The organism is uncultured Gilliamella sp., from assembly GCA_945271295.1.
In the GTDB taxonomy this organism is placed as follows: Bacteria; Pseudomonadota; Gammaproteobacteria; order Enterobacterales; family Orbaceae; genus Gilliamella.
Map to the genome: position 1 here is coordinate 1 of CALYPG010000018.1, position 23,018 is coordinate 23,018.

The 23,018-nt window shown below is 34.3% G+C and carries 21 protein-coding genes; 13 read left to right on the top strand and 8 right to left on the bottom strand.

Annotated elements, in window-relative coordinates:
• Positions 1 to 195 precede the first annotated feature (195 nt).
• Positions 196 to 705 (bottom strand): hypothetical protein, encoded by a 510-nt coding sequence (locus tag Q0K76_RS09300; RefSeq protein WP_294614823.1) that lies wholly within the window; start codon positions 703 to 705, stop codon positions 196 to 198.
• A 432-nt stretch (positions 706 to 1,137) separates the two neighbouring features.
• Between Q0K76_RS09300 and Q0K76_RS09305 the strand changes: the two genes are divergently transcribed.
• Positions 1,138 to 1,515, top strand: coding sequence for a DUF5362 family protein (locus Q0K76_RS09305; RefSeq protein WP_294614826.1), 378 nt, complete (start codon positions 1,138 to 1,140; stop codon positions 1,513 to 1,515).
• A gap of 66 nt (positions 1,516 to 1,581) precedes the next feature.
• On the opposite strand, the gene bamE is transcribed toward Q0K76_RS09305, so the two are convergent.
• On the bottom strand, positions 1,582 to 2,001 hold the full coding sequence (bamE, locus tag Q0K76_RS09310; RefSeq protein ID WP_294614828.1) for an outer membrane protein assembly factor BamE: 420 nt from the start codon (positions 1,999 to 2,001) through the stop codon (positions 1,582 to 1,584).
• 211 nt (positions 2,002 to 2,212) lie between these two features.
• On the opposite strand from bamE, the gene Q0K76_RS09315 reads away from it, so the two are divergent.
• Positions 2,213 to 2,824 (top strand): FKBP-type peptidyl-prolyl cis-trans isomerase, encoded by a 612-nt coding sequence (locus Q0K76_RS09315; RefSeq protein WP_294614831.1) that lies wholly within the window; start codon positions 2,213 to 2,215, stop codon positions 2,822 to 2,824.
• Positions 2,825 to 2,840: 16 nt separating this feature from the next.
• Here the strand turns inward: Q0K76_RS09315 and Q0K76_RS09320 are convergent, their stop codons facing one another.
• Entirely contained in the window at positions 2,841 to 4,058 is a 1,218-nt protein-coding gene (locus tag Q0K76_RS09320) for an MFS transporter (protein ID WP_294614834.1), read from the bottom strand.
• 137 nt (positions 4,059 to 4,195) lie between these two features.
• Between Q0K76_RS09320 and dapB the strand changes: the two genes are divergently transcribed.
• The 6 genes from dapB (at position 4,196) to Q0K76_RS09350 (ending at position 12,403) form a co-directional block, all read left to right on the top strand.
• The gene (dapB, locus tag Q0K76_RS09325; RefSeq protein WP_294614837.1) at positions 4,196 to 5,017 is read left to right on the top strand and encodes a 4-hydroxy-tetrahydrodipicolinate reductase; all 822 of its coding nucleotides are present in this window, start codon (positions 4,196 to 4,198) and stop codon (positions 5,015 to 5,017) included.
• A gap of 10 nt (positions 5,018 to 5,027) precedes the next feature.
• The gene (gene tadA / locus Q0K76_RS09330; protein ID WP_294614839.1) at positions 5,028 to 5,498 is read left to right on the top strand and encodes a tRNA adenosine(34) deaminase TadA; all 471 of its coding nucleotides are present in this window, start codon (positions 5,028 to 5,030) and stop codon (positions 5,496 to 5,498) included.
• 159 nt (positions 5,499 to 5,657) lie between these two features.
• Positions 5,658 to 6,197 (top strand): hypoxanthine phosphoribosyltransferase, encoded by a 540-nt coding sequence (hpt, locus tag Q0K76_RS09335; protein ID WP_294614842.1) that lies wholly within the window; start codon positions 5,658 to 5,660, stop codon positions 6,195 to 6,197.
• A 96-nt stretch (positions 6,198 to 6,293) separates the two neighbouring features.
• Positions 6,294 to 6,749 carry a hypothetical protein gene (locus tag Q0K76_RS09340; protein ID WP_294614844.1) on the top strand — a complete coding sequence of 152 codons (456 nt, stop codon included), beginning with the start codon at positions 6,294 to 6,296 and terminating at the stop codon, positions 6,747 to 6,749.
• Positions 6,750 to 6,882: 133 nt separating this feature from the next.
• Positions 6,883 to 8,601, top strand: a complete 1,719-nt coding sequence (locus tag Q0K76_RS09345; RefSeq protein WP_294614846.1) for an autotransporter assembly complex family protein — start codon at positions 6,883 to 6,885, stop codon at positions 8,599 to 8,601.
• Between the two features lies 1 nt (position 8,602).
• Complete coding sequence (locus Q0K76_RS09350; RefSeq protein ID WP_294614849.1) at positions 8,603 to 12,403, top strand: translocation/assembly module TamB domain-containing protein; 3,801 nt, start codon at positions 8,603 to 8,605, stop codon at positions 12,401 to 12,403.
• A gap of 46 nt (positions 12,404 to 12,449) precedes the next feature.
• Here Q0K76_RS09350 and mnmD read toward each other — a convergent pair whose 3' ends face one another.
• Positions 12,450 to 13,178 (bottom strand): tRNA (5-methylaminomethyl-2-thiouridine)(34)-methyltransferase MnmD, encoded by a 729-nt coding sequence (gene mnmD, locus Q0K76_RS09355; protein WP_294614852.1) that lies wholly within the window; start codon positions 13,176 to 13,178, stop codon positions 12,450 to 12,452.
• Positions 13,179 to 13,268: 90 nt separating this feature from the next.
• Between mnmD and Q0K76_RS09360 the strand changes: the two genes are divergently transcribed.
• The gene (locus Q0K76_RS09360) at positions 13,269 to 14,000 is read left to right on the top strand and encodes a 1-acylglycerol-3-phosphate O-acyltransferase (protein WP_294614855.1); all 732 of its coding nucleotides are present in this window, start codon (positions 13,269 to 13,271) and stop codon (positions 13,998 to 14,000) included.
• Positions 14,001 to 14,002: 2 nt separating this feature from the next.
• Positions 14,003 to 14,779, top strand: coding sequence for a methyltransferase domain-containing protein (locus Q0K76_RS09365; RefSeq protein WP_294614858.1), 777 nt, complete (start codon positions 14,003 to 14,005; stop codon positions 14,777 to 14,779).
• A gap of 61 nt (positions 14,780 to 14,840) precedes the next feature.
• Here the strand turns inward: Q0K76_RS09365 and Q0K76_RS09370 are convergent, their stop codons facing one another.
• From Q0K76_RS09370 to Q0K76_RS09385, 4 genes are all read right to left on the bottom strand, one after another.
• Positions 14,841 to 16,181 carry a gluconate:H+ symporter gene (locus Q0K76_RS09370; RefSeq protein ID WP_363322456.1) on the bottom strand — a complete coding sequence of 447 codons (1,341 nt, stop codon included), beginning with the start codon at positions 16,179 to 16,181 and terminating at the stop codon, positions 14,841 to 14,843.
• A gap of 204 nt (positions 16,182 to 16,385) precedes the next feature.
• Positions 16,386 to 17,387 (bottom strand): 4-hydroxythreonine-4-phosphate dehydrogenase PdxA, encoded by a 1,002-nt coding sequence (pdxA, locus tag Q0K76_RS09375; protein WP_294614864.1) that lies wholly within the window; start codon positions 17,385 to 17,387, stop codon positions 16,386 to 16,388.
• A gap of 78 nt (positions 17,388 to 17,465) precedes the next feature.
• A complete protein-coding gene (locus Q0K76_RS09380) occupies positions 17,466 to 18,767 on the bottom strand; it encodes a four-carbon acid sugar kinase family protein (RefSeq protein ID WP_294614866.1) in 1,302 nt (433 codons plus the stop codon).
• A gap of 84 nt (positions 18,768 to 18,851) precedes the next feature.
• Entirely contained in the window at positions 18,852 to 19,616 is a 765-nt protein-coding gene (locus tag Q0K76_RS09385) for a DeoR/GlpR family DNA-binding transcription regulator (protein ID WP_294614868.1), read from the bottom strand.
• Between the two features lie 294 nt (positions 19,617 to 19,910).
• Between Q0K76_RS09385 and Q0K76_RS09390 the strand changes: the two genes are divergently transcribed.
• From Q0K76_RS09390 to rfaF, 3 genes are all read left to right on the top strand, one after another.
• On the top strand, positions 19,911 to 20,882 hold the full coding sequence (locus Q0K76_RS09390) for a KpsF/GutQ family sugar-phosphate isomerase (protein WP_294614871.1): 972 nt from the start codon (positions 19,911 to 19,913) through the stop codon (positions 20,880 to 20,882).
• A gap of 151 nt (positions 20,883 to 21,033) precedes the next feature.
• On the top strand, positions 21,034 to 21,960 hold the full coding sequence (gene rfaD, locus Q0K76_RS09395) for an ADP-glyceromanno-heptose 6-epimerase (RefSeq protein ID WP_294614873.1): 927 nt from the start codon (positions 21,034 to 21,036) through the stop codon (positions 21,958 to 21,960).
• Positions 21,961 to 21,971: 11 nt separating this feature from the next.
• Positions 21,972 to 23,018 carry an ADP-heptose--LPS heptosyltransferase RfaF gene (gene rfaF / locus Q0K76_RS09400; protein ID WP_294614876.1) on the top strand — a complete coding sequence of 349 codons (1,047 nt, stop codon included), beginning with the start codon at positions 21,972 to 21,974 and terminating at the stop codon, positions 23,016 to 23,018.

The window sequence follows — 23,018 nt, forward strand, 5'->3', positions numbered from 1 at the left end:
ACTGGTAACGCTCTCTTTTTCAAGCTCTTTGTCAGATTAAGTCGGAACTAATACAAATAAAATTGTCCTTATTGTTTGCGTCATGCAATGGTTTTTTGAAAACTGTCGGTATATGTTTTTCATTTTTCTTTAATTAATCCATTTTAGCTTTGATACATTTTTTTAATAATACAAAGAATTTACGAATCTTAAATCTTAACCTGCAACATTCATTTTCAGTAAATATATTTGATTATTAATTTTATTAAAGTAATACATATAGGCACTTTCAGCATTTCCAAAATCTTTAATATAGCGACTAGTATTGATTTGTATTAGTGCTTTTTCATCATGACAAGATAAAGTAAAAATATAAATAACGTCTTTCTCATTATAAGTGAGATCTTTATCGATAAATAAGTTGGGATTTGTTGCTAATTTCTTTAAATATTGTAAAAAAAAGTGATAACTTATTTTATTAGGAAACAACTTCATATAACCCTTATTATTTATCTCTTTATATAGAGCATCTTTGGTAATTATATCCGTAGCATCTATGTCTATATATTCTCCATCAGATAGCAGTATATCTTTTTTCTGCTTAAATGAATCTATCAAATTGGTAATATCATTTTTAGAAATACAAGAGCGACTATTAGCATTAGCACAAGTTATAGTAAACAAATAGCATATTGATAATATAAAAAATTTAGTAAACTTTTTCATGACTTATTTATCCTACAGGTAATTAATAATCATTCTATTTTATTAAAAGATTGATTCGCTTTAGGTTTTGTAAATTACAGTATTAGTCTAGATCCAATATAAGAACGATAAGCGTAATTTTTCTTTAAAAAGACATATATTTTTTATTTAATACAATACCAACCAGTAATAAATTTATTGGATAATTATCTTCTTTGGTAAATTATTTTTTATATTGCCTAATTATAACGTTAATATTTGGTTTTCAAATCTAATGGTTTATTTTCTTAATTTTTAGCCTTTAAAATAAGGCTCTTATTAAAATCAGCTAAACTAAATTCATCAGGAAGATTTTTTGATGGCTATAAAAAACACCTCGACAACAACTATAAAACTGTTATTCTATCCACCAAATATTAATAATACTATTATTAAAAGTATAAGGAACAAAAAATGAACATTAATGGAACGGATACAATTTCCGTCGAATTAACAGAGCAACTTCAAAAACGTATGCGATTTATTGCAGTTATGCAACAAATTATGGGCGTTCTTACGGCAATATCAGGGGCTTTAACTTGTTTAGGAATTATCACCGCAATTATAGGGATACCTTGTTTGATAGCTGGAATTAAACTTTTCCAATCAGGCAGTGCATTTAGTAAGACTGCTAATTTGAAGCGTAGTGAAGATTTAGTTGATGCTATTAATAATTTACATTCCTATTGGAAACTTTTATTAATTTATCTCATCCTTTCTATTATAATGGTTATTATCCTTTTTATATTCCTCTTTTCGTTTTTAGCCATGTACTCACAAGGCAGATACTAGATTACAGTAATCAATATTATTAATATAACAACTTTTAAACCTCGTTATATAACGAGGTTTATTACTTTAATTAGTACTAATATCATCTTCGTCGGTTTTATTATCAATTGGGTCTGATATACCCTGTTCATTCATCTCTTCTAAAGATTTTGAATTATCTAATGCTGAAACCTTTATATCACTAACGATACCCATCTCGTTAAAGTAAATAGAATAGGTTCTTTGACTAACTACATCATGTTGTGGTTGTTGACGGAAAACATAATACCAAACATTATCACCAAAAACTGATGTTAACATAGGTGACCCCATAATAAATACAACTTGATCCTTAGATTGACCAATTTGTAACATATCAATAGCTTCTTGTGTTACATAATTACCTTGATTGATATCAGGTCTATATACCCAACGATCAACAACTGAACAACCACTCAATAAAACACTAGATATAATTGCAAGCGAGGTAAATTTACGAAACTGCATTCAACTTAATCCATATTAATAATATTAATATTAATATTATCGCTGATATTTTAACTAAGTGCTAGCCAAATTACTAAAATCTTCCAGAATAATGGAATAATATTAGTAAGCATTTGCCTTTAATTTAAATTACTACTTGACATTTATCTAGGTATCTACAAACTAAATATAGTCATTACAACCATTATCAATAAACAATAAAAGGTAAAAAATGAAATTAGAAACGATTGATCAAAAAGCAAGTTATGCTATCGGATTACAAATTGGGCAACAATTGAAAGAATCTGGGTTAAACAAACTCGATCTTAATGCATTAAAATTAGCAATGGAAGATGTATTAGCCGAAAACCAACCAGTTTTACCAATACAAGAGTTACATAATGCACTTCGCCATGTACATGAACAAGCAAACAAAGAAAAGGCCAAACAAGCAGAAAAAATTGCGCAAGCAGGCAAAGATTTTCTAGCTAATAATATAAAAAAAGATGGCATTAAATCGACAGAATCAGGCTTACAGTATGAAATCCTTAAACCAGGTGATGGTGCTATACCTAAGGCCACTGATCATGTTCAAGTTCATTATACTGGTCAATTAATTGATGGCACAGTATTTGATAGTTCAGTACAGCGCGGCGAACCAGCCCAATTCCCAGTTAATGGCGTTATTCAAGGATGGGTTGAAGCATTGCAACTTATGCCGGAAGGTTCTAAATGGCGGCTATATATTCCTCAAGAACTTGCTTATGGTGCCCAAGGAGCAGGCGCATCCATTCCACCATATAGTGCCCTAATTTTTGATGTCGAACTGCTAAAAGTTTTATAAGTATAATGGACGCTAATTAGCGTCCAGATTTTAGATTTTTAGGTAGCAAAAAAGAAATACTTGCCGCAATGAATAACAAAACACTCGCTGCTCCAAAGGCAATAAAATGAGTATGAAAATTATCATACAACCACCCACCTAACCAAGATCCTGACATAGCACCAATTTGGTGACCAAGGTAAGTTAGTCCTGAAAGTAATCCCACAATTTTAACACCATAAATATCTGCTGTGATTGCGCTGGATAATGATAAAGTTCCAGCCCAAACCAAACCACCTAAAACAGCAATAGTAAATAATTGCCATTTAGTTGCTACCATAACTAATGCAATAAATCCGAATCCTCGAACCAAATAAATTAATGTCAAAAGGTTTTTACGTTCAACAATATCCGAAAGATAACCTAATGCCAGAGTACTAAAAATAGCCACCAAACCAATTAAACCGATCCCAGAAGAACTTGTTACCGGTCCAAAACCATGATCTATCAGCATAGGTACACCATGCGTTCCTAATAAATTCATACTAAATCCACAAGTGAACAATCCAAAACTTAACAGCCAAAATGGGCGAGTTTGTATAACATAACTAAGGTTGATTTTTGGCGCCATGGTTATTGATGACACTTCTTGATTATTAAAACCTGAATTGGTCATCTGGGCTGGATTATCCTTCATAATGAAAAAAGCAATCGGCAAGGCAACAATCAAAAGCAGTACAGCAAATGCAATTAAGGTTGTTTGCCATCCATAGATCGGAATAAAATAGGCAAACACAGGCAACATTACCGCAATACCTGCCATACTACCTGTTGATAAAATAAATAATGCTAATCCTCTTCTTTTAATAAACCAACTCGCCACAATAGGGGTAAAACTAACTGAACCGACAAAAGAAGTACCAAATGACAAGGTAATACCAAAAGAAAATAAGAAGTTCCAATAATCCCGAAACATCGATGCCCAAACAGTTGCAATAACAATGATAACTGCACCTAATAATAAAACGATACGAGTACCATATATACCGACTAAATAACCAGCAATTGGCATAGCAATACCGGAAAAAAGCATACCGATAGCAATAATACCGGAAAGAACACTACGACTAAAATGAAGATCACTAGCAATCGGCAAAAAAAACGTTCCCATACTCATGCGTAAACCACTAGAGAGTAAGGTTAACAACGCGGCTGCTATGACTATATTCCAACCAAAATACCAAGGGCAACGCATAATTGCATCCGTTTAATAGTTATTAAAAATAAAATGATTGTAACTATAACATTTTAATAATTATGCTGTATATAAGGCCTTTATTTTTCGCTATAATAGTAGTTTATGACTAATTTAATCAGAGTAAGGAACGATATATGTCAACAGACTTGATTCGTATTGCTATAGCTGGCGCTGGTGGCAAAATGGGGCAGCAACTGATCCAATCAGTATCACAAATTGAAGGGGTCACTCTAGGAGCCGCATTTGAACGACAGGGATCATCACTAATTGGTAGCGATGCTGGCGAACTTGCTGGCGTTGGTAATTGTGGAATAATAGTCACCGATAACCTTGAACAAGCAAAAGATCAGTTTGATGTTCTAATCGATTTTACTCGCCCTGAAGGCACTCTCAATCATCTAGAATTTTGTGTACAACATAATAAAATGATGATAATTGGCACCACTGGCTTTGATGATGCTGGTAAAAAGGCCATTACCGAAGCAGCTAAAAAAATTGCTATTGTCTTTGCCGCTAACTTCAGTGTTGGCGTGAATTTAGTACTAAAATTACTGGAAAAAGCAACTACTATTATGGGCGATTATGCCGATATCGAAATTATTGAAGCTCATCACCGTCATAAAGTTGATGCCCCATCCGGTACTGCACTTGCCATGGGTGAATCCATAGCTAAAACCTTAAATTGTGATCTTAAAGACCGCGCTATTTATTGCCGTGAAGGCCATACTGGCGAAAGACCAAAAGGTGCAATAGGATTTGCTACTATTCGTGCAGGGGATATTGTTGGTGAGCATACTGCGATTTTTGCTGATATTGGTGAGCGAGTCGAAATTAGTCATAAAGCATCAAGCCGCATGACGTTTGCTAATGGCGCAGTGCGTGCAGCCTTATGGTTAGTAAAACAACCTATTGGTTTATATGACATGCGTGATGTACTAAATTTAAACAATTTATAATATTATTGACATGGCAGATGAATTTTGGATGCAGCATGCATTAATGCTAGCCAAACGCGCTGAAACAATAGGGGAAATTCCCGTCGGCGCGGTAATTATTGATGAAAATCAACAAATCATTGGTGAAGGATTTAATCAACCAATTTTACAACATAATCCAACCGCTCATGCTGAAATAATGGCAATTGAGCAAGCAGGCAAAACCTTACGAAACTATCGTTTAGTCAATACAACGCTTTATATAACGCTTGAACCTTGTATTATGTGTGCTGGTGCTATTATACACAGTCGCATTAAACGAGTTGTCTATGGTGCAAGTGATTATAAAACAGGCGCAGCGGGATCATTTATAGATATCCTTGCTTATCCAGGCATTAATCACTACGCCGAAATTAACGGCGGCGTGTTGGCAGACGAATGTAGTAATCTTATAAGTGATTTTTTTAAAAAACGCCGTTTACAGAAAAGACAGATATGTTAGCACTTTGTAAAAAAGTTTCAGGTTAAACTAACGTTTTAGTATAAAAATCAAAATTAATTTCTATCAAAATTCAATAAAAAGCAAACTGACTTATTCTTTTTATTTTGGAAAATTGCTAGAATTTAGTTCATTTTTAAAAAGTCAATTTGAGTATAGTTAATGAAACAACATACATTAGAAACGCTGATACCAGCAGAAGAGATCAGAAAACGTGTAACGGAACTTGGTCAACAAATTAGCCAAGATTATCAGCACAGTCAAAATGAACTTATTTTAGTTGGATTGTTACGAGGTTCATTTATTTTTATGGCTGATTTGAGCCGAGCCATCACAGTTGGTCATGAAGTTGATTTTATGACTGCATCAAGCTATGGCAATGCAGTGATTAGTAATCGGGATGTCAAAATATTAAAAGATTTAGATGAAGATATTCGTGATAAAGATGTCTTAATTGTTGAAGATATTATTGATACTGGCAATACGCTTAGTAAAGTAATGGCAATTTTAAAATTACGCCACCCACGTAGTATTGAAATTTGCACTTTACTGGATAAACCATCTCGACGAGAAGTATCTGTAGCTGTAAAATATATCGGGTTTTCAATCCCAGACGAATTTGTCGTCGGCTATGGCATTGATTATGCCCAACACTATCGTCATTTACCCTATATCGGGCAAGTTAATTTGCTTGAACCTTGATCAATTAATTTTCAAATAAAATAAAGCAATAATAGGTCAATCAACTCAGCATTTTTAAAATAATTATTACACAATAGCGATTGAGGAGATTTTTAATTGATAGTATTACAAAATGTAGGCAATACCGTTAATTTACAATTAGATATTATCGGTTATCAATTTCCTAATTACTCGGATAATTGGTGTTTGTTAAAAATTATAGTTCAGCACCATAATAAAAGATTTGAAAAAATAGATCCTGCATTAGAAGTTAGTGACCTTTATAAGATGTACCGCTGGTTTAATGCGTTAGCAAAAGGCTGCCTTCCTTTTGATTCTGTACTTTGTTTTACTGAGCCTTGCCTTGAACTTAGCTTTATTTCTTATAATAATGAAAATGAAATTGTTAGAATATCAATCACACTAAATTGTGAAATAAAGCCAGATTTTGCTTTAGATGATCCCGATAACTTGATTGAAGATTGGACACTTTATTTCGATTTATCTAAAAATACGTTTGAGTCTATACTCAAAAACATTGACCAATGGATACAAGATTATCCATTAAGATAAAGAAATTGAAAATAAACGGCGTTTTAATAGACTATAAAATAGTTAATATGTTAGATTGATGAATTGAGCAAATTCAATAAAATAATCGCATAAAATTAACTTTTAAAGTTTAATATTACAACACGAGGTGGGTGTGTCACGATTTTCCTATTCCTTATTTTTACTTTTAACCATAACAACAACATCAAGTTATGCTGATATGAAGTTATCAATAAAAGGATTATCAGGAGAACTTGCGGAAAATGTCGATGCACGTATTTCATTAATTCCTTCTAATAAAATTGATAACACACCTTATTTTAAACATTATTTTGAAAGTGAAGCGCAAAAAGCGTTACGTGCTTTAGGTTATTATTCCCCAGTCTTTCAATATGATGATCATGACCCTAAAATTATGATTGTGGAAATTTTTCCAGGTGAACCTACTATCATTGGTCAATTGAATATTAATGTTCTTGGTGAAGGTCAATACGATAAAGATTTTAAAGAGTTATTGTCACACAATCTACCCAACATTGGCGATGTATTAAATCATGGACAATATGAAGCTTTTAAAAAAAGCTTACAAAACTTATCACTGAGAAAAGGGTATTTTGATGCTAATATGACTAAGCATCAATTAGCCGTATCTAATTCGTTACATCAATCATTTTGGAATATTGATTTCAATACAGGACAACGCTATAAATTTGGCAAAGTGACTTTTCATAATGAAAAAATTCGTGATGATTACCTTGCTAATATTATTCCTTTCAAAGAAAATGAAGCGTACACAGCCGAACAGTTATCATTATTTAACCGACGCCTTGCGTCTACTAACTGGTTTAACTCTGTTGTTGTTGCGCCTGATTTTTCAAAAGTCACGAATGATAAGATATTACCAATAGATGTTGCAACTTCGCCTCGCAAAAAAAATAGTATGGATCTCGGATTGGGGTTTTCAACAGATAATGGTGTACATGGTAAAATTGGTTGGAATAAACCCTGGATCAACAGACGTGGGCAAAGTTTGCAAAGTAATTTGTCACTGTCTTCACCAGAACAATCCCTCACTATGAGTTATAAAATTCCATTAAAAAAATCGCCACTTGTCGATTATTACACCATCCAAGGTGGTTATAAAAAAATTGATAATAATGATACTGACTCTCGTTCCTATACGTTTGGTGTGTTACGTAACTGGGATAATTATGAAGGTTGGAAACGGGCATTGGGATTAAGTGTATTACGTGATGATTTTACCCAAGGTGATGCGAGTTTTAAAACGTTCCTTTATTACCCTACACTAAGCTTGTCACGCATTCGTACCGATAACAATTTATTTGCGATGTGGGGCGATTCACAACGCTATTCAATAGAAGTTGCCGGAGAATCATTAGGATCTGATATTAATTTAGTTCGTTTTCAAGCTCAACAAAGTTGGATCCGATCAATACATGATTCACATCGTTTTATTGTGCGAGGTAATTTTGGAATTATACAAGCTAGCAATTTTGATCGTGTTCCACCATCTTTTAGATTTTTTGCCGGTGGCGATCGTAGTATTCGTGGCTATGGCTACCAATCAATATCACCCGAAGATAAAAAAGGCAAATTGAAAGGGGCCTCTAAGCTCATCACGGGTTCAGTAGAATATCAATATAATTTGACAGGTTCATGGTGGGGAGCTTTATTTGTCGATAGTGGTGAAGCAATTGATAAAGTGGACAAAAGCAAATTTTATACTGGTGCTGGATTTGGTATCCGCTGGGCATCCCCTGTTGGTCCGATTAAAATAGATTTAGCCACACCAACAAACAGAAAAGATACCGGCTCTATTCACTTATATATTGGTTTAGGAACCGAATTATAAAATGACAAAAAATCCAATTCGAGTTAAAAAAGTCAAAAAGTTAAGACAGATACGCAAATGGAAAAAACGTAGTTTTGCCATTTTATCGGCTTTTATAGTACTTGTTATCTTTATTATTGTCATAATTTATACCAGCCTCGGAGTAAAAATTACAACGCTTGTTTTACATAAATTTTTACCCGAATTAAAACTTGAACAAGTTGAAGGTACATTTCATAATTTACATGTTAAAGGATTGTCGCTTGATTTACCTGGTGTTAATGTTCAAATAGACGATGCCTCGCTAACATTATCGGGATTATGTTTACTACAAACTAAAATTTGTATTAAGCATTTTAATGCTGACGGAGTAAATGTTTCGGTCAATACCGATCAATTAAAAAAAACACCTGACCAACCTGAGTCCGAAGAACGTTTTATTATCAAAATGCCTCTTCCTATTGAACTTCAACAAACATCGCTAACTAACGTTAAAGTCCAAGTTGATGATATGCAATTTGGTATGTCTGACTTTAATGGTAAAGCTACATGGGTTAATGAGAAACTTTATGTTTATCCAGCAACTGCAATGGGTTTACATGCGATTTTTGCCGATCAACCGCAAACAGTTATTTCGAAAAAGCCAGAACAGAATATTCCCCTTAATCAGATGATTAATCACTTATTTAATCAACCTTTGATTAATTCATTGCCTCAAGTCAATATTCCATTAGATATTGATGTGTTAAGTTTAACAGGCGATAATTGGTTATTACATATTGGTGGGCAAGATTATCGTTTTGATCAAGTTACCATTCAAACGAATACAATTAATAATCATATTGTTGTTAAGCAAGTTGATACCGAAGTTAAAACACCCTATGCCAATGGACATGCGCTAATATCTGGTGAAATAACACTAGGTAATGATTGGCCAGTTTTCGCATTAGTTAAAGCAAAAACAGCTGAAAATCAATTTGATGGGCATTTTTCTGGAAAATTACTTGGCGAACTTAAGACTACAACAACAATTATAGGTTTAAATCAGCTAACTATTGACGGACATATAAACTTTATCGAAAAATATCTACCTGCTATGGTTAATATCAATGGCAAACATATCCAATGGCCGATTGAAGGACCGGTACAATATCAACTCAATAACTTTGATTTATCACTCAATGGTACAGTTGAAAAATATCAACTAGTCACAAAAGGCGCCATTGCAGGTCAAGCATTGCCTGATACTAGTTTTGATATTTTGGCTAATGGTACTAATGACGAAGCAATATTTGATCATGCTATGATTAAGTTACCACAAGGAAAAGTTGATCTTGCTGGGAAAATTAATTGGCAAAAAGCACTACAGTGGGAAACGCAAATTAAGCTTGATAAGGTTGATCTAAGTAACGAATTACCAACTTATCCAATCAAATTAACTGGCAACTTTAACAGCACTGGAATGCTAGAAGGTGAAACTTGGCAATTAAAGTTAGCCGAATTAAAACTCAACGGTAATATCAAAGGCGCTAACTTTACTACTAATGGTGGTCTTTTTATTAACTCTCAAAATAATGTAACGGCTAATAACTTGGTAGTTAATTGGGGAAAAAATCGATTCGAATTAACAGGTTCTACTCAGAAAGGCGATTTAATAGCTAAATTAAATTTTGCTAACCCTTCTTTATTAATTGACGGTTTGAATGGTCAAATTGATGGAAATATTAAAATAAACGGAACACCATCTGAACCAATCTTCTTGACTGATCTGAACATAAACAAATTAACGTTGCCAAACCTCAGCGTGAATAGAGCAAACCTTTCCGGTAAAGTTCAATACAAGCAACAGTTAAGCGGACAAATAAAACTCACAGGGCAAGGTATTGAACTTCCAAACCAAACTATTAATAAGGCTAATATAGAACTTTCTGGCAATGAAAGTCATCATAATTTAGTAATAAATATAAATGGCACGCCAGCATCATTTGTTACCTCACTGACAGGTCAAATTGATAAAGAACGGACAAAATGGACAGGCAATATTGCGCATGCTTCGTTAAATTTAGGTGATAAAAATCAGTGGCAATTAACCAAACCACTAGCCTTATCATATGATATTACTCAACAAATACCCATCATAAATGCCCATTGTTGGCGCAACGATAATTCAAGTATTTGTTTAGATAAAACTCTATCGTTTACGGCAAATACAGAGTCAAGTATTACATTAAAAGATATTGATCTTGCCAAATTACCTATTCCAAATGATGGTGAAACCAAAATTGCCGGATATATCAATGGTAAAATAGCAATTTTGTTCAATAGCAGTAGTAAAATCCCTGCCATCAATGCCAAGATTACTAGTAAAAAAGTATATGTTCAGCAAATGATAACGACACAATCACTACCTATTCCTTTCGATTTATTCAATATCAATGCTGAATTTAACGAACAACAAGCCAAAATGGATTGGAATTTTAGTTTAGATCAGCTAGGTAAAATAAAAGGCGATTTAGTTATTACCGATCCGATGCAACAAAAAAATCTAAATGGGCAATTAATCATCGATAATCTTGCGTTAGCGATTATTAATCCTCTTTTGGATAAAAAAGAATATGCCAAAGGTGCGATTAATGGTGCAGTTAAATTTTCAGGGACCTTAGCTCAGCCTGAGCTCAAAGGTAACATTGATTTAAAACATAGTGAGATCAAATCAAGCTTACTTCCCGCTGATATTAAATCAGCTAGAATCAATATCAATTTCAATGGGAAATCATCAACATTAAAGGGTGTTTTAACCACTCAAGCAGGTAATATTAATATTAACGGTAATGCTAGCTGGAATACTATAGATAAATGGCAAGCCGCATTGACCGTAAACGGTGCCGCTATGGAAGTAACCATGCCGCCAATGATTGTGATGAAAGTAATTCCCGATATCAATATAACTGCAAATCAAGATGAATTAACACTAACAGGAAAAGTTAATATACCCAAAGGTAAAATCACGGTTGAATCTTTACCACCGTCAAGTATTGATGTCTCATCAGATGAAGTAATGTTAGATGAAAATAATCGCGAAATTAAACCGCAAAACTTCGGTATGAAGATTAATAGTCGGCTGGAAATTAATATAGGAGATAAAGTAACCGTTGATGCCTTTGGCTTAAAAGCATCACTCAAAGGTAATTTGATACTGCTTCAAAGTAACAAAGGATTAGATGTACATGGAGAAATATTGATTCCCAAAGGACGGTTCCAAGCTTATGGGCAGGATTTAATTGTACGTAAAGGCGTGCTTACTTTTTCAGGTCCTACTGACCAAGTGATGTTGGATGTCGAAGCGATACGAAACCCTGACTCGATGGAAAATAACACTATTACTGCTGGAATACGTGTAACAGGATTATCAACTGATCCAAAAGTGGAGGTGTTTTCAGATCCAGCGATGTCACAGCAAGAAGCACTTTCTTACTTAATACGGGGACAAGGGCTTGATAGTTCCGACCAAAGTGATAACGATATGATGACAGCACTTTTAGTGGGATTAGGCACAGCCAAAACGGGGAAATATATTGGTGATATTGGCAATATTTTTGGTATTAAAAACCTTTCTCTCGATACACAAGGAGCGGGGGATAGTTCCAAAGTAGTAGTAAGTGGTTATATATTACCTCATTTGCAACTCAAATATGGTGTTGGCATTTTCGACTCTCTAGCAACATTTACTCTGCGTTATCGATTAATGCCTAATCTTTTTTTAGAAGCAACTTCGGGTCTTGCGCAAGCAGTAGATCTTATTTATCAATTTGAATTTAACTAATGGTTGTGAGTTGTTAATAAAATGTTACGTTTATTCTCGCCATTTATTATGGCGAGACGTCCTTTTGTTTATAACCAACAAGCATTTCTCGTTTGAGACCAAAACCTTTACGTTTACTTACTGTAAATCCTGCACTAAGTAAATTCCGACGTACAAACCCAGCTGCGGTAAAAGTCGCAAAACTACCATGGCAAGCTGTTATCTGATAACAAGCTTTGAACAATGATTCTGACCACATATCGGGATTTTTAGCTGGTGCAAAGCCATCAAAAAACCAGGCATCTATTAATATTTTTTGTTTGGCTAAAAAATCAGGAAATAGGGAAACGTCATTATAAAACACAGTTAAACTGATATCTGCAAACTGACAACTAACATCCGTAGTCAAACTTGCTTGTAACTGCTGAGCTAATGATTTTAATTGTTCATTATTCTGAATAATATTTTCATGAATCTTTGTCATTTCTGAATTTGATAATGGATATTTCTCGACACTAAAAAAATCTAACTTTTTTAAAATATGATTTGGATACTCTTTTTTGAATTGCAAAAATGTTTGCCACGCAATCAAAAAACTCAGGCCAGAACCGAAACCCGTTTCGCCAATGATAAAGTTATCTTGTTTATGCTCAATAAAGCGTTGATATAAATTATTACCCTCAATAAATACATAAGTTGTTTCATCGATCGCACCAGCCGTATTGAAATAGACATCATCAAAATAAGTAGAAATTGGATTTAGGTTTTCATCCCAGCTAATTGTTGATTCAAACATAATACCCCCTTAACATCACGATTTTAGAGGAAACTGTATATTCATATAGATTATGTATATAATACGCCAGGTTAACTTGTGAGGTAAATTATGATTTTTCTATTTCGCTTAATTAGTGTGGTCTTTTTAGGAGTTATTATTTGTATTTTAGGCATACTATTTTGCTTGTTTAACCCACGAAATCCGAAAAATGTTGCACGTTTTGCCCATTTATTTAGCTTTTTCTTTAAACCAATCTTTGGTGTAAAAGTTACCACGCGTAAGTTTGCAAACATAGAAACCATGGGCAACTGTGTTTATATCGCCAATCACCAAAATAACTTCGATATGGTTGTAGCTGCCGATATTGTGCAAGCTAAAACCGTAACGGTTGGCAAAAAAAGCTTGGCTTGGATCCCTTTTTTTGGTCAACTCTATTATTTGACTGGTAATATTCTTCTTGATCGCAACAATAAATCCAAAGCTCACAATACCATTAATCAAGTTGTTGATGAAATTAAAAAACATAATATTTCTATTTGGATGTTTCCCGAAGGAACACGTAGCCGTGGACGAGGATTGTTACCATTTAAAACAGGCGCATTTAAAGCTGCAATTGCTGCCGGGGTACCTATTGTGCCTATATGTGTATCTGATACCAATAATATTAAACTTAACCGTTTAAATAATGGTCATATGATTGTAGAAATGCTTGAACCAATTGATACCAAAAGCTTACGAAAAGAAGATGCCAGAACACTGATGGAACAATGTTATCAGCGAATGAAAAATAAAATAGATCAAATAAATGATGAAGTTAACAAACTGAATAATCAGAAGTAATGATGACTAAACAAGATCGTAATTTTGATGATATCAGCAATAAGTTTGCTAAAAATATTTATGGTACAACCAAAGGCCAAATTCGAGAAACCATCGTCTGGCAAGAATTAGAAAACATGCTAGCGTTCTATCCTAGCAATAAACCTTTACAAATTTTAGATGCTGGTGGTGGACAAGGTCAACTAGCATGTAAACTGGCTAAACTTGGACATCAAGTTACACTATGTGATATCTCAGCTCAAATGTTAGCATTAGCCAAACAACAGGCTCAAAAAGATGATTTAACTTTAAACTTTATTCACAGTTCCATTCAATTACTCGACAGTCATATTAAAGAACAATTTGATTTAGTCATTTGTCATGCTGTATTAGAATGGGTTGCAGATCCCATTGTGATATTACAAACACTAAAAAAATACCTAAAACCCAATGGTTATTTGTCATTAATGTTTTATAACTACCATGCATTATTATTTAAAACAGTTACTTTAGGGAATTTTGGTTATACCCAAACTGGACTGGCTAAACGTAAAAAAAAGACACTTTCACCAGATTTTCCAAGAGTGCCTAATGATGTTTATAACTGGCTTACTGAGCTAAAGTTTGACATTACTCAAACAACGGGGATTCGTATTTTCCATGATTATTTGCTTAATAAAAGTAAAGCACAGACCGACTTTGAACAACTACTTGAACTTGAAAAACAGTATTGTCATGAAGATGCTTATCTTAAAATAGCAAGATATATTTTAATAACAGCTAAAAATAGGAATAAATAACCTGTTTATTTGATAAAAAAGGATAGAGTAATAAAACTCTATCCTTTTTTTAATTTAAATGTTAAAAGAAGATTGCATTAACAACCAATAGTGATACTGTGCCGGCTACCCAAAGAACAGTTGAAGTTATACTCCAAACTTTAATCTGTTCTTTAACCTCAGTGATACCTAATGAACGGTTAACCACCCAGAAATAAGCATCATTAAAGTGTGAAAACATAAATGAACCAATTGAACAACCTAATCCTGCCATAATTGGATTTACACCGAGAGTGCCAATCATAGGGGCCGTAATGCTTGCTGCTGTAATCATAGCAACAGTACCAGAACCTTGGATTAAACGGATTAAAGTTGAAATTGTCAATGGTAATAAAATACCCGGTACACCAATTTGTACAATATATTGTGCGATAATTTGTCCAGTTCCTGAATCACGCAGAACCATTCCTAACGCACCGCCTCCACCAATAACAAGTAAAACAATCCCTGCTGATCGAATGGAGTTCTCCATTTGATGCACCACATCTTTACGTGGGAAGGAATTGGTTAACGACATTATGGCAATTAATAACCCAATTCCCACTGCAACAATTGGGTGCCCCATGGTTTTTACCATAACAGCAATGGTATTATCCCATTTCATTTCACCAACTAATGTTGCACTCAAAATTAAAATAATTGGTATGACAATTGGAGCGAATGAAGCTAACGCACTTGGTAAATCTTGATCATTTTGTATATCATTCGACTGTACGACTAAACGTTCACGAGTGAAATTTTCACCATCTTCGGTAGGAATTTGATAGATACTACGTCCTACATAACGAGTATAGATAAATCCCGCAATAGTAATCGGCACTGCAAGCACCATCGCCCAAAGCATATATTCCCCTAAGCCAATACCAAACTGTGATACCACACCAAATGGCCCTACAGCAGGTGGAATCATACTATGACTTATAACTAAACCCATTGCCAAAGTTGAACCTAAACCGACCACTGATTTTCCTGTACTTCGGGAAATTGCTTTCACCAAAGGTAATAAAACAATAAAAGCAGAATCACAAAATACCGCTAAACTAACAAGTAATCCAATAATTACCAGTGCGATCTCTTCTCGTCCCTTTCCTAAAAGATTAATAAAAACTTGAGCCATCTTTTGAGCTGCACCACTCATTTGTAAAATGGATCCCATCATCACCCCAAAACCGATAACAATACCGATATTACCGAGTGTATTACCAAATCCTTTACTGATGGTGGTAATCATAAAATCACCTGGCATCCCACCTAACGAACCGGTGATAAACGCTGAGATAATTAATGCAGGGAAAGCCTGAATTCTGGTTCTTAAAATCATAAACAGTAATAAAGTAATAGCGACAAGTAAACCTGCTACCATGCGCCAACTATTTTTTTCAATACTGTGTAAACTACCTAAATAAAAGACAATAAGTCCTACAACCAATAAAATAATGCCATTAAGCATGACATAAGGGTAGAGTGATTTTTTACTATTCGTTTTTTTTGACATATAAAAATCTCCTTCCGATAGTGAAGTTATCACTATCGAATATGAAATTATAATAAATTAAAAATATACCTGTTAATGTTTAAAGTTAGGTGCGTACAATGCAGCCAAACGAATTGCTTCTATTAAACTTACTGGATTTGCGATCCCTTTTCCGGCTATGTCATTAGCTGTGCCATGATCCACCGAAGTACGAAGAATTGGCATACCATTGGTAATAGAAATAGTACGATGAAAATCTACCATTTTAGTCGCAATATGACCTTGATCGTGGTAAGGTGATAAAACTGCATCATAATTACCACCCATTGCAAAATAGAACACGCTGTCAGCAGGTTTTGGTCCTGAGATATTAATCCCTTTCTGTTTAGCCATCTCTATGCCAGGTAATAAAACATCGTCATCTTCATGACCAAATAATCCATGTTCACCACAGTGAGGATTAATACCAGCAACGGTCATCTTCGGATTTTTGATACCTAACTTAACTAATGCATCATTACAACGAATAGCATAATCACATACTCTTTCGGGGGTTAAAGATTCAATAGCTTTAACTAACGCCAAATGACGAGTTAAGAAAAACACGCGTAAATCCCTAACCTGAAACATAGTAAGGGGATCTTGACTATTAGTTAGATCGGCCAAAATTTCAGTATGACCAATATAATTAACCTTACCGGCTTTTAATGATTCTTTATTAATTGGCGTGGTAGCAATGGCATCAAGCTTACCTTGCATGGCAAGAGTGGTAATTTCTTTAATGTAACGAAATGCAGCCTGACCACATTGTCCTTCAATTTGTCCAATTTTAAATGTGTTATAATCCAGTTCACCACATTGGATCAAATTTAATACATTTGGTTTATCCTGTATTTGAGACAGATCTTTAATTTCATTGATATGTAGATTAATTTTTGAGAATCGACATGCATCCGCTAAGACTTTTTTGTCTCCGGTAACTACTACGCAACCATATTCATATGTTTCTGGAGCAGCTATACTTTTAACTACAATTTCTGGTCCAATTCCCGCAGGATCTCCCATAGGAACACCTATTAAACAACGACGACTCATTTTATACTCCTTTATAATAGTAAATTTATACTACCAATTTATTCACTCATTTTTTCACTGAGGTAGTGATATCACCTTTTATGAATGTTGATGACTTTCATGTGAAGAAATTTTGGTACTTAAATAATCAATACAATGAACTAATGTATTATCATTACCAACAAATCCTCCCTTAGTGACGATTGAATAACCATCACACTTACCACCAACAAGATGTCCATAAACGGTTAATGGTTCAACTTCATCTTTAAGCAAAAAGCCACTACTACCTAAACGATTGACCACATTAACCGTTACATCGCCACCACTGGTATAAATGCCACGAATAACAGAGTTAGGTTGAAATAGTATTTGTGCTGTAATTTCAGCAATACCTTGGTTCAACGCATTACTAGCGTCAACCATTGTCATCTTATTTTTGGTCGCTAGGCTAGCTAAATCACAAACATGTTCAGGCATTTCCACCGTATCAATGCCAATCACATCAAATTGCTCAATTTTGGCTAATAGCCTTTCCACAATTGGCTTAGCCTTTTTAGGATCTTTCGATATTTCAATTAGTTCATTGACTAAAACCGTTTCTAACCAAACTTTGCGGTCATATTTCAATTTTTTAATTTGTCGCTGGGTTAAATCCGATACACTACCAATAGCTATAAACACTTTATTTGCCATTTTTCGCTCAGCTGAATAACGCAAATGGGCAAATTGTGCAGTAAAAGGGCCAGGATCAACACAAAAAACAGGTAAAGCAGAATTATTGGCTGCTTGTGCAATAACACTGATATCAGTATCAGTTGTTGCATCAAAAATCACAATACGCCCACCTTGCTGATAAATCTGTTTCAACCTTTGTTCTACTCGCTCTTTGCCTTCTAATACATCTTTTAAGGCAATATGTGAAATTGGATAACGAGACTGACAACGAAATAATTCTAAAATTGAAGATTCTGTCATAGGGTTTTTAGGATCATTACGCATTGCGGTATTTTGTAATGGAATGCCATTAACTAATAACGATCCGCCAACACATATCCGGTCGCTTGATGGGTAAACAGGTACGACTAGAGCCATTAATTCCGGATCATTATCAATTACCGCATCAACTTCAGCGCCTAAATTACCACGGAGAGTAGAATCAATACGCTTACTAATTAATGGACGATATTGTTTAAACTGGCTAATACAATTCACAACGCGAGAATAAGCTTCTTTATATGGAATTGAACGCGAATCTGTTGCAAATGAAATTACATCAAATTTAGTTAAATCTTCATTAAATTTTTCTAAACAAGTAATGGCATTAAATCCTTTTTTACTTAATAATGCACTAGTGGCATTCGCACCTGTTAGGTCATCTGCTACAACGGCTACTTTCATATTTTTGCTCCCTTTCAATACTAAGTTCACTAAATGAACTCCTTATATATAGTTATAGAACTATATTCTTAATATCTAAGATGCTTATTGCGGCTCATAGATATATTTAATATCCTGTTTTATTAGATTTTTTTCGAAATTATCTGGGAATTTTTTTTCTGTAATAAGATAATTAAACCGATTTAAATCACAAATTTTGAAACGACAACGTAGTCCTAATTTACTGCTATCGACTAATAGTACCGATTGAATGGCTCTTGATACTGCCATCCATTTGCAATCTGCTTTAATTTGAGTGGTAGTTAATGCGCCATCTTCAAGATTAAAACCATCTGCACCAATAAAGGCTAAATCAATCACTTGTTCAGATAAATATTTCATAGCCTGAGTGTTGTAAGCCGCTACACTCGATACCTGAATTTCACCCGGACAAATGATGGTATTAACTTCAGGACGATGTGTTAATTCAATTGCAGCATGTAAATCAAGCGTAATCACTGTAACCGGTACATTAATATTGAGCGCAAATTCGCGCATTGTTGTTCCGGCATCAATAAAAATAACCATCCCAGGTTGCAATAAGCTTGCAGCTATTTTACCAACCAGTTTTTTGCCTTCGGAAAAGCGACTTTGTTTTACATTATAAAGTGGTGTTCCATTTAAAAAGCTGCGTTTAATTTCTCCACCATAGGACACTTTAACTAAACCTTTTTCTTGTAATAGTTTTAAATCGCGTCGAATGCTCATATGTGAAACCGAAAATAAGTTCGTCAATGAATTGATCGTTGCTACATCATATTCATCTAAGTACTCTAAAATGCGTTTATATCTAGGTGAATCTTGATTCATAAGGCTTCTCGCTATTAAGTTGGGCTTATTGTAATTACAAACTTATCTAAAATATGTTAATTTTTTAACACTTTCACACCCATCTTTAACAAATGTGATCAAGATCAAACTTTAACGTTTTTAGCGATAAATTTATGTTAATGATTAAATTAACCCCTCCATTTATGAGTAAAATTATTTTTAAGCTATTCATTTATGCTTTTGAAGATCTTGATAAACTAAAACACAAGTAACTTATAAGACTATCTAAAACTAACCTATATTCTTGAAAAACAACAAAATGGAATAATCATTATGCTTAGTAAAAATGAAATCATTCAAACTGCAGTGCAGGTGTTACAAGAAGAAGCAACGGCAATTGAATCTCTTGTTACAACTATCAATGATAATTTTATCAAGGCGGTAGAATTGATTTTAACTATCAAGGGGAGGGTAATTGTAACCGGCATGGGTAAACCCGGTTATATTGCGCATAAACTTTCGGCAACCTTAATGAGTACTGGTACCCCGTCTTTTTATTTACACCCAGCCGAAGCCATTCATGGTGATTTAGGCAGCATTACCAAAGACGATATCATTATTGCAATATCAAATAGTGGTGAAACAACAGAAATCATTAATATTTTGTCCACAATAAAAAAAATAGGTGTCCCAATAATTTCAATTTGTGGTAATGCATCATCAACTTTAGCGCGTTTTGCTACCTATCATTTAGATGCCCATATTAAACATGAAGCATGTCCACTTAACTTAGCCCCAACTACCAGCACTACTGTCCAGCTAGCATTGGGTGATGCCTTAGCTGTTACCATTATGAAGGCTAAAGGTTTTACTGATAAAGATTTTGCTTTTTATCATCCGGGCGGCAACCTAGGGCAAGTACGTTTAATGACAGTTAAACAACTGGTTGAAAAGCATCAACGACAGATCTCAATTACATCAGAAAAAACGATCTCTGATGCAATTTTTGTGATGACAGAATCGGGTATTGGGGCTGTGGCTATTGTCGATAAAAATCATCAACTATTAGGCATTATTACTGATGGCGATATTCGTAGACAACTCAAATCTTATCCTGACTTATTAAATAAGCAAGTAAGTCAAATAATGATAACAACACCAACAACAATTAATGAATCTCAATATGTAACAGACGCTATTGAACTTATGGAACGACACCAACCTCGTCCAATTACAGTTTTACCGGTAGTTGATATGCAAAAACAATTAATTGGAATGATTCATATTACCGATATTTATCGTTAACTTTTAGCCTTTTGTATACTAGCAAAAAACGTTGCCTAGATTATGTTTGTGAAAGCAACGAATAATCACTTAAACTTAAATGATTACTCGAAAATTCTTGCATAAATCGGTATGATAAGCATATTAATTCTATCAGTGAAGGAAAGTAATTATGATTGTTGTTACCGGTGGTGCAGGATTTATTGGCAGTAACATTGTTAAAGGGCTAAATGAACAAGGACGCAAAGATATATTAGTCGTAGATGATTTAACCGATGGTACCAAATTCGCCAATCTGGTTGATTTAGACATTGCTGATTATATGGATAAAGACGAGTTTATTGCAGCAATTATTGCTGGTGAAGATCTCGATATTGATGTTATTTTTCATCAAGGCGCTTGTTCCTCTACCACGGAATGGAATGGTAAATTTATGTTAGAAAACAATTACGACTATTCCAAAGATTTATTACATTACTGTTTAGATTTTAATATTCCATTTTTATATGCTTCATCTGCAGCGACTTATGGTGGTCGCAGCGATAATTTTATTGAAGATCGCACCTATGAAAAACCATTAAATGTGTATGGTTATTCTAAATTTTTGTTTGATCAATATGTAAGAGCAATATTACCGCAAGCTGATTCACAAATTTGTGGATTTCGTTATTTTAATGTCTATGGGCCACGCGAAACACACAAAGGCAGTATGGCTAGTGTCGCTTTTCATTTAAATGAGCAGATTAATAAAGGTGAAAAACCAAAATTATTTGAGGGCAGTGACAACTTTAAGCGCGATTTTATTTATGTCGATGATGTTGTTAATGTTAATTTATGGTTCTGGAAAAATAACATTTCTGGTATTTTCAATTGTGGCACAGGTCGTGCAGAATCATTTCAAACTGTAGCCGATGCAGTACTTAATTATCATCAAAAAGGGGAAATAGACTATATCCCGTTCCCTGATCATTTAAAAGGACGCTATCAGAGCTTTACTCAAGCAGATTTGACTAAATTTAGACAAACTGGTTGCCCAATTGAATTTAAAACCGTCACTGAGGGCACCACTAAATATATGCAATGGCTCAATGAGCGATAGAAGGTAATTAAATGAAAACTCTCATTATTGGACCATCATGGGTTGGCGATATGATGATGTCACAAAGCTTGTATCGCACATTGAAGCAGCTTAATCCAAATAATGAAATTGATGTGATGGCGCCAGCTTGGTGCCGAGCATTATTAACTAAAATGCCTGAGATTAATCAATCGATTGCTATGCCTTTAGGTCATGGTGAGTTTGAGCTAGCAAAACGTTTTAAATTAGGCAAGTCTTTGCGTGATAGCCATTATGATCAAGCTATTGTTTTGCCTAACTCATTAAAATCGGCCTTAATTCCTTTTTTTGCTAAAATTCCCAAACGCACTGGTTGGAAAGGTGAAATGCGGTATGGTTTGCTAAATGATATGCGGAAACTTGATAAGCAAGCGTTTCCATTAATGGTGCAACGTTATATTGCCCTTGCTTATCCTAAGCAACAAATTCACTCAGCGGAGGAATTACCTCAACCGCTTTTGTGGCCAAAGTTAAATGTAGATCAAAATGAAGTTATTGAGTCATTAGTTACTTTTAATATTCCTCAAGATACACCTTTAATTGGCTTTTGTCCGGGTGCTGAATTTGGACCAGCCAAACGTTGGCCTGATTATCATTATGCTGTACTTGCTGATATGCTAGTTAAACAACATGCCAAAATTTTAATTTTCGGCTCAGTAAAAGATCGCCAAGTTGGTGAGCAAATTATTGCGCGCATGACCTATAAAGATCAGTGTATTAATCTTGCGGGAGAAACAAAACTTGAACAAGCTGTTAGTTTGATCAGAGCCTGTGAGGCAATTGTAACTAATGATTCAGGTTTAATGCATGTAGCCGCTGCACTAGATCGCCCTTTAGTTGCTCTTTATGGACCAAGTAGTCCCGAGTTTACTCCGCCCTTATCAAACAAAGCAAAGGTTATCCGTTTAATTACCGGATATCATCGTGTTCGTCAAGGTGAGGCTGAGCAAGGTTATCACCAAAGTCTTATAGATATAAAGCCTGATAACGTTTTTGAAACCTTGATGAAATTAATTGCAGATTGTAAAAAGAATAACTGA

Bases quoted from the DNA above. Each gene is read 5' to 3' on its own strand.
- Q0K76_RS09300 (WP_294614823.1), bottom strand. From the start codon at position 705: ATGAAAAAGTTTACTAAATTTTTTATATTATCAATATGCTATTTGTTT.
- Q0K76_RS09305 (WP_294614826.1), top strand. From the start codon at position 1,138: ATGAACATTAATGGAACGGATACAATTTCCGTCGAATTAACAGAGCAA.
- bamE (WP_294614828.1), bottom strand. From the start codon at position 2,001: ATGCAGTTTCGTAAATTTACCTCGCTTGCAATTATATCTAGTGTTTTA.
- Q0K76_RS09315 (WP_294614831.1), top strand. From the start codon at position 2,213: ATGAAATTAGAAACGATTGATCAAAAAGCAAGTTATGCTATCGGATTA.
- Q0K76_RS09320 (WP_294614834.1), bottom strand. From the start codon at position 4,058: ATGCGTTGCCCTTGGTATTTTGGTTGGAATATAGTCATAGCAGCCGCG.
- dapB (WP_294614837.1), top strand. From the start codon at position 4,196: ATGTCAACAGACTTGATTCGTATTGCTATAGCTGGCGCTGGTGGCAAA.
- tadA (WP_294614839.1), top strand. From the start codon at position 5,028: ATGGCAGATGAATTTTGGATGCAGCATGCATTAATGCTAGCCAAACGC.
- hpt (WP_294614842.1), top strand. From the start codon at position 5,658: ATGAAACAACATACATTAGAAACGCTGATACCAGCAGAAGAGATCAGA.
- Q0K76_RS09350 (WP_294614849.1), top strand. From the start codon at position 8,603: ATGACAAAAAATCCAATTCGAGTTAAAAAAGTCAAAAAGTTAAGACAG.
- mnmD (WP_294614852.1), bottom strand. From the start codon at position 13,178: ATGTTTGAATCAACAATTAGCTGGGATGAAAACCTAAATCCAATTTCT.
- Q0K76_RS09360 (WP_294614855.1), top strand. From the start codon at position 13,269: ATGATTTTTCTATTTCGCTTAATTAGTGTGGTCTTTTTAGGAGTTATT.
- Q0K76_RS09365 (WP_294614858.1), top strand. From the start codon at position 14,003: ATGACTAAACAAGATCGTAATTTTGATGATATCAGCAATAAGTTTGCT.
- Q0K76_RS09370 (WP_363322456.1), bottom strand. From the start codon at position 16,181: ATGGTAGCAGGTTTACTTGTCGCTATTACTTTATTACTGTTTATGATT.
- pdxA (WP_294614864.1), bottom strand. From the start codon at position 17,387: ATGAGTCGTCGTTGTTTAATAGGTGTTCCTATGGGAGATCCTGCGGGA.
- Q0K76_RS09380 (WP_294614866.1), bottom strand. From the start codon at position 18,767: ATGAAAGTAGCCGTTGTAGCAGATGACCTAACAGGTGCGAATGCCACT.
- Q0K76_RS09385 (WP_294614868.1), bottom strand. From the start codon at position 19,616: ATGAATCAAGATTCACCTAGATATAAACGCATTTTAGAGTACTTAGAT.
- Q0K76_RS09390 (WP_294614871.1), top strand. From the start codon at position 19,911: ATGCTTAGTAAAAATGAAATCATTCAAACTGCAGTGCAGGTGTTACAA.
- rfaD (WP_294614873.1), top strand. From the start codon at position 21,034: ATGATTGTTGTTACCGGTGGTGCAGGATTTATTGGCAGTAACATTGTT.
- rfaF (WP_294614876.1), top strand. From the start codon at position 21,972: ATGAAAACTCTCATTATTGGACCATCATGGGTTGGCGATATGATGATG.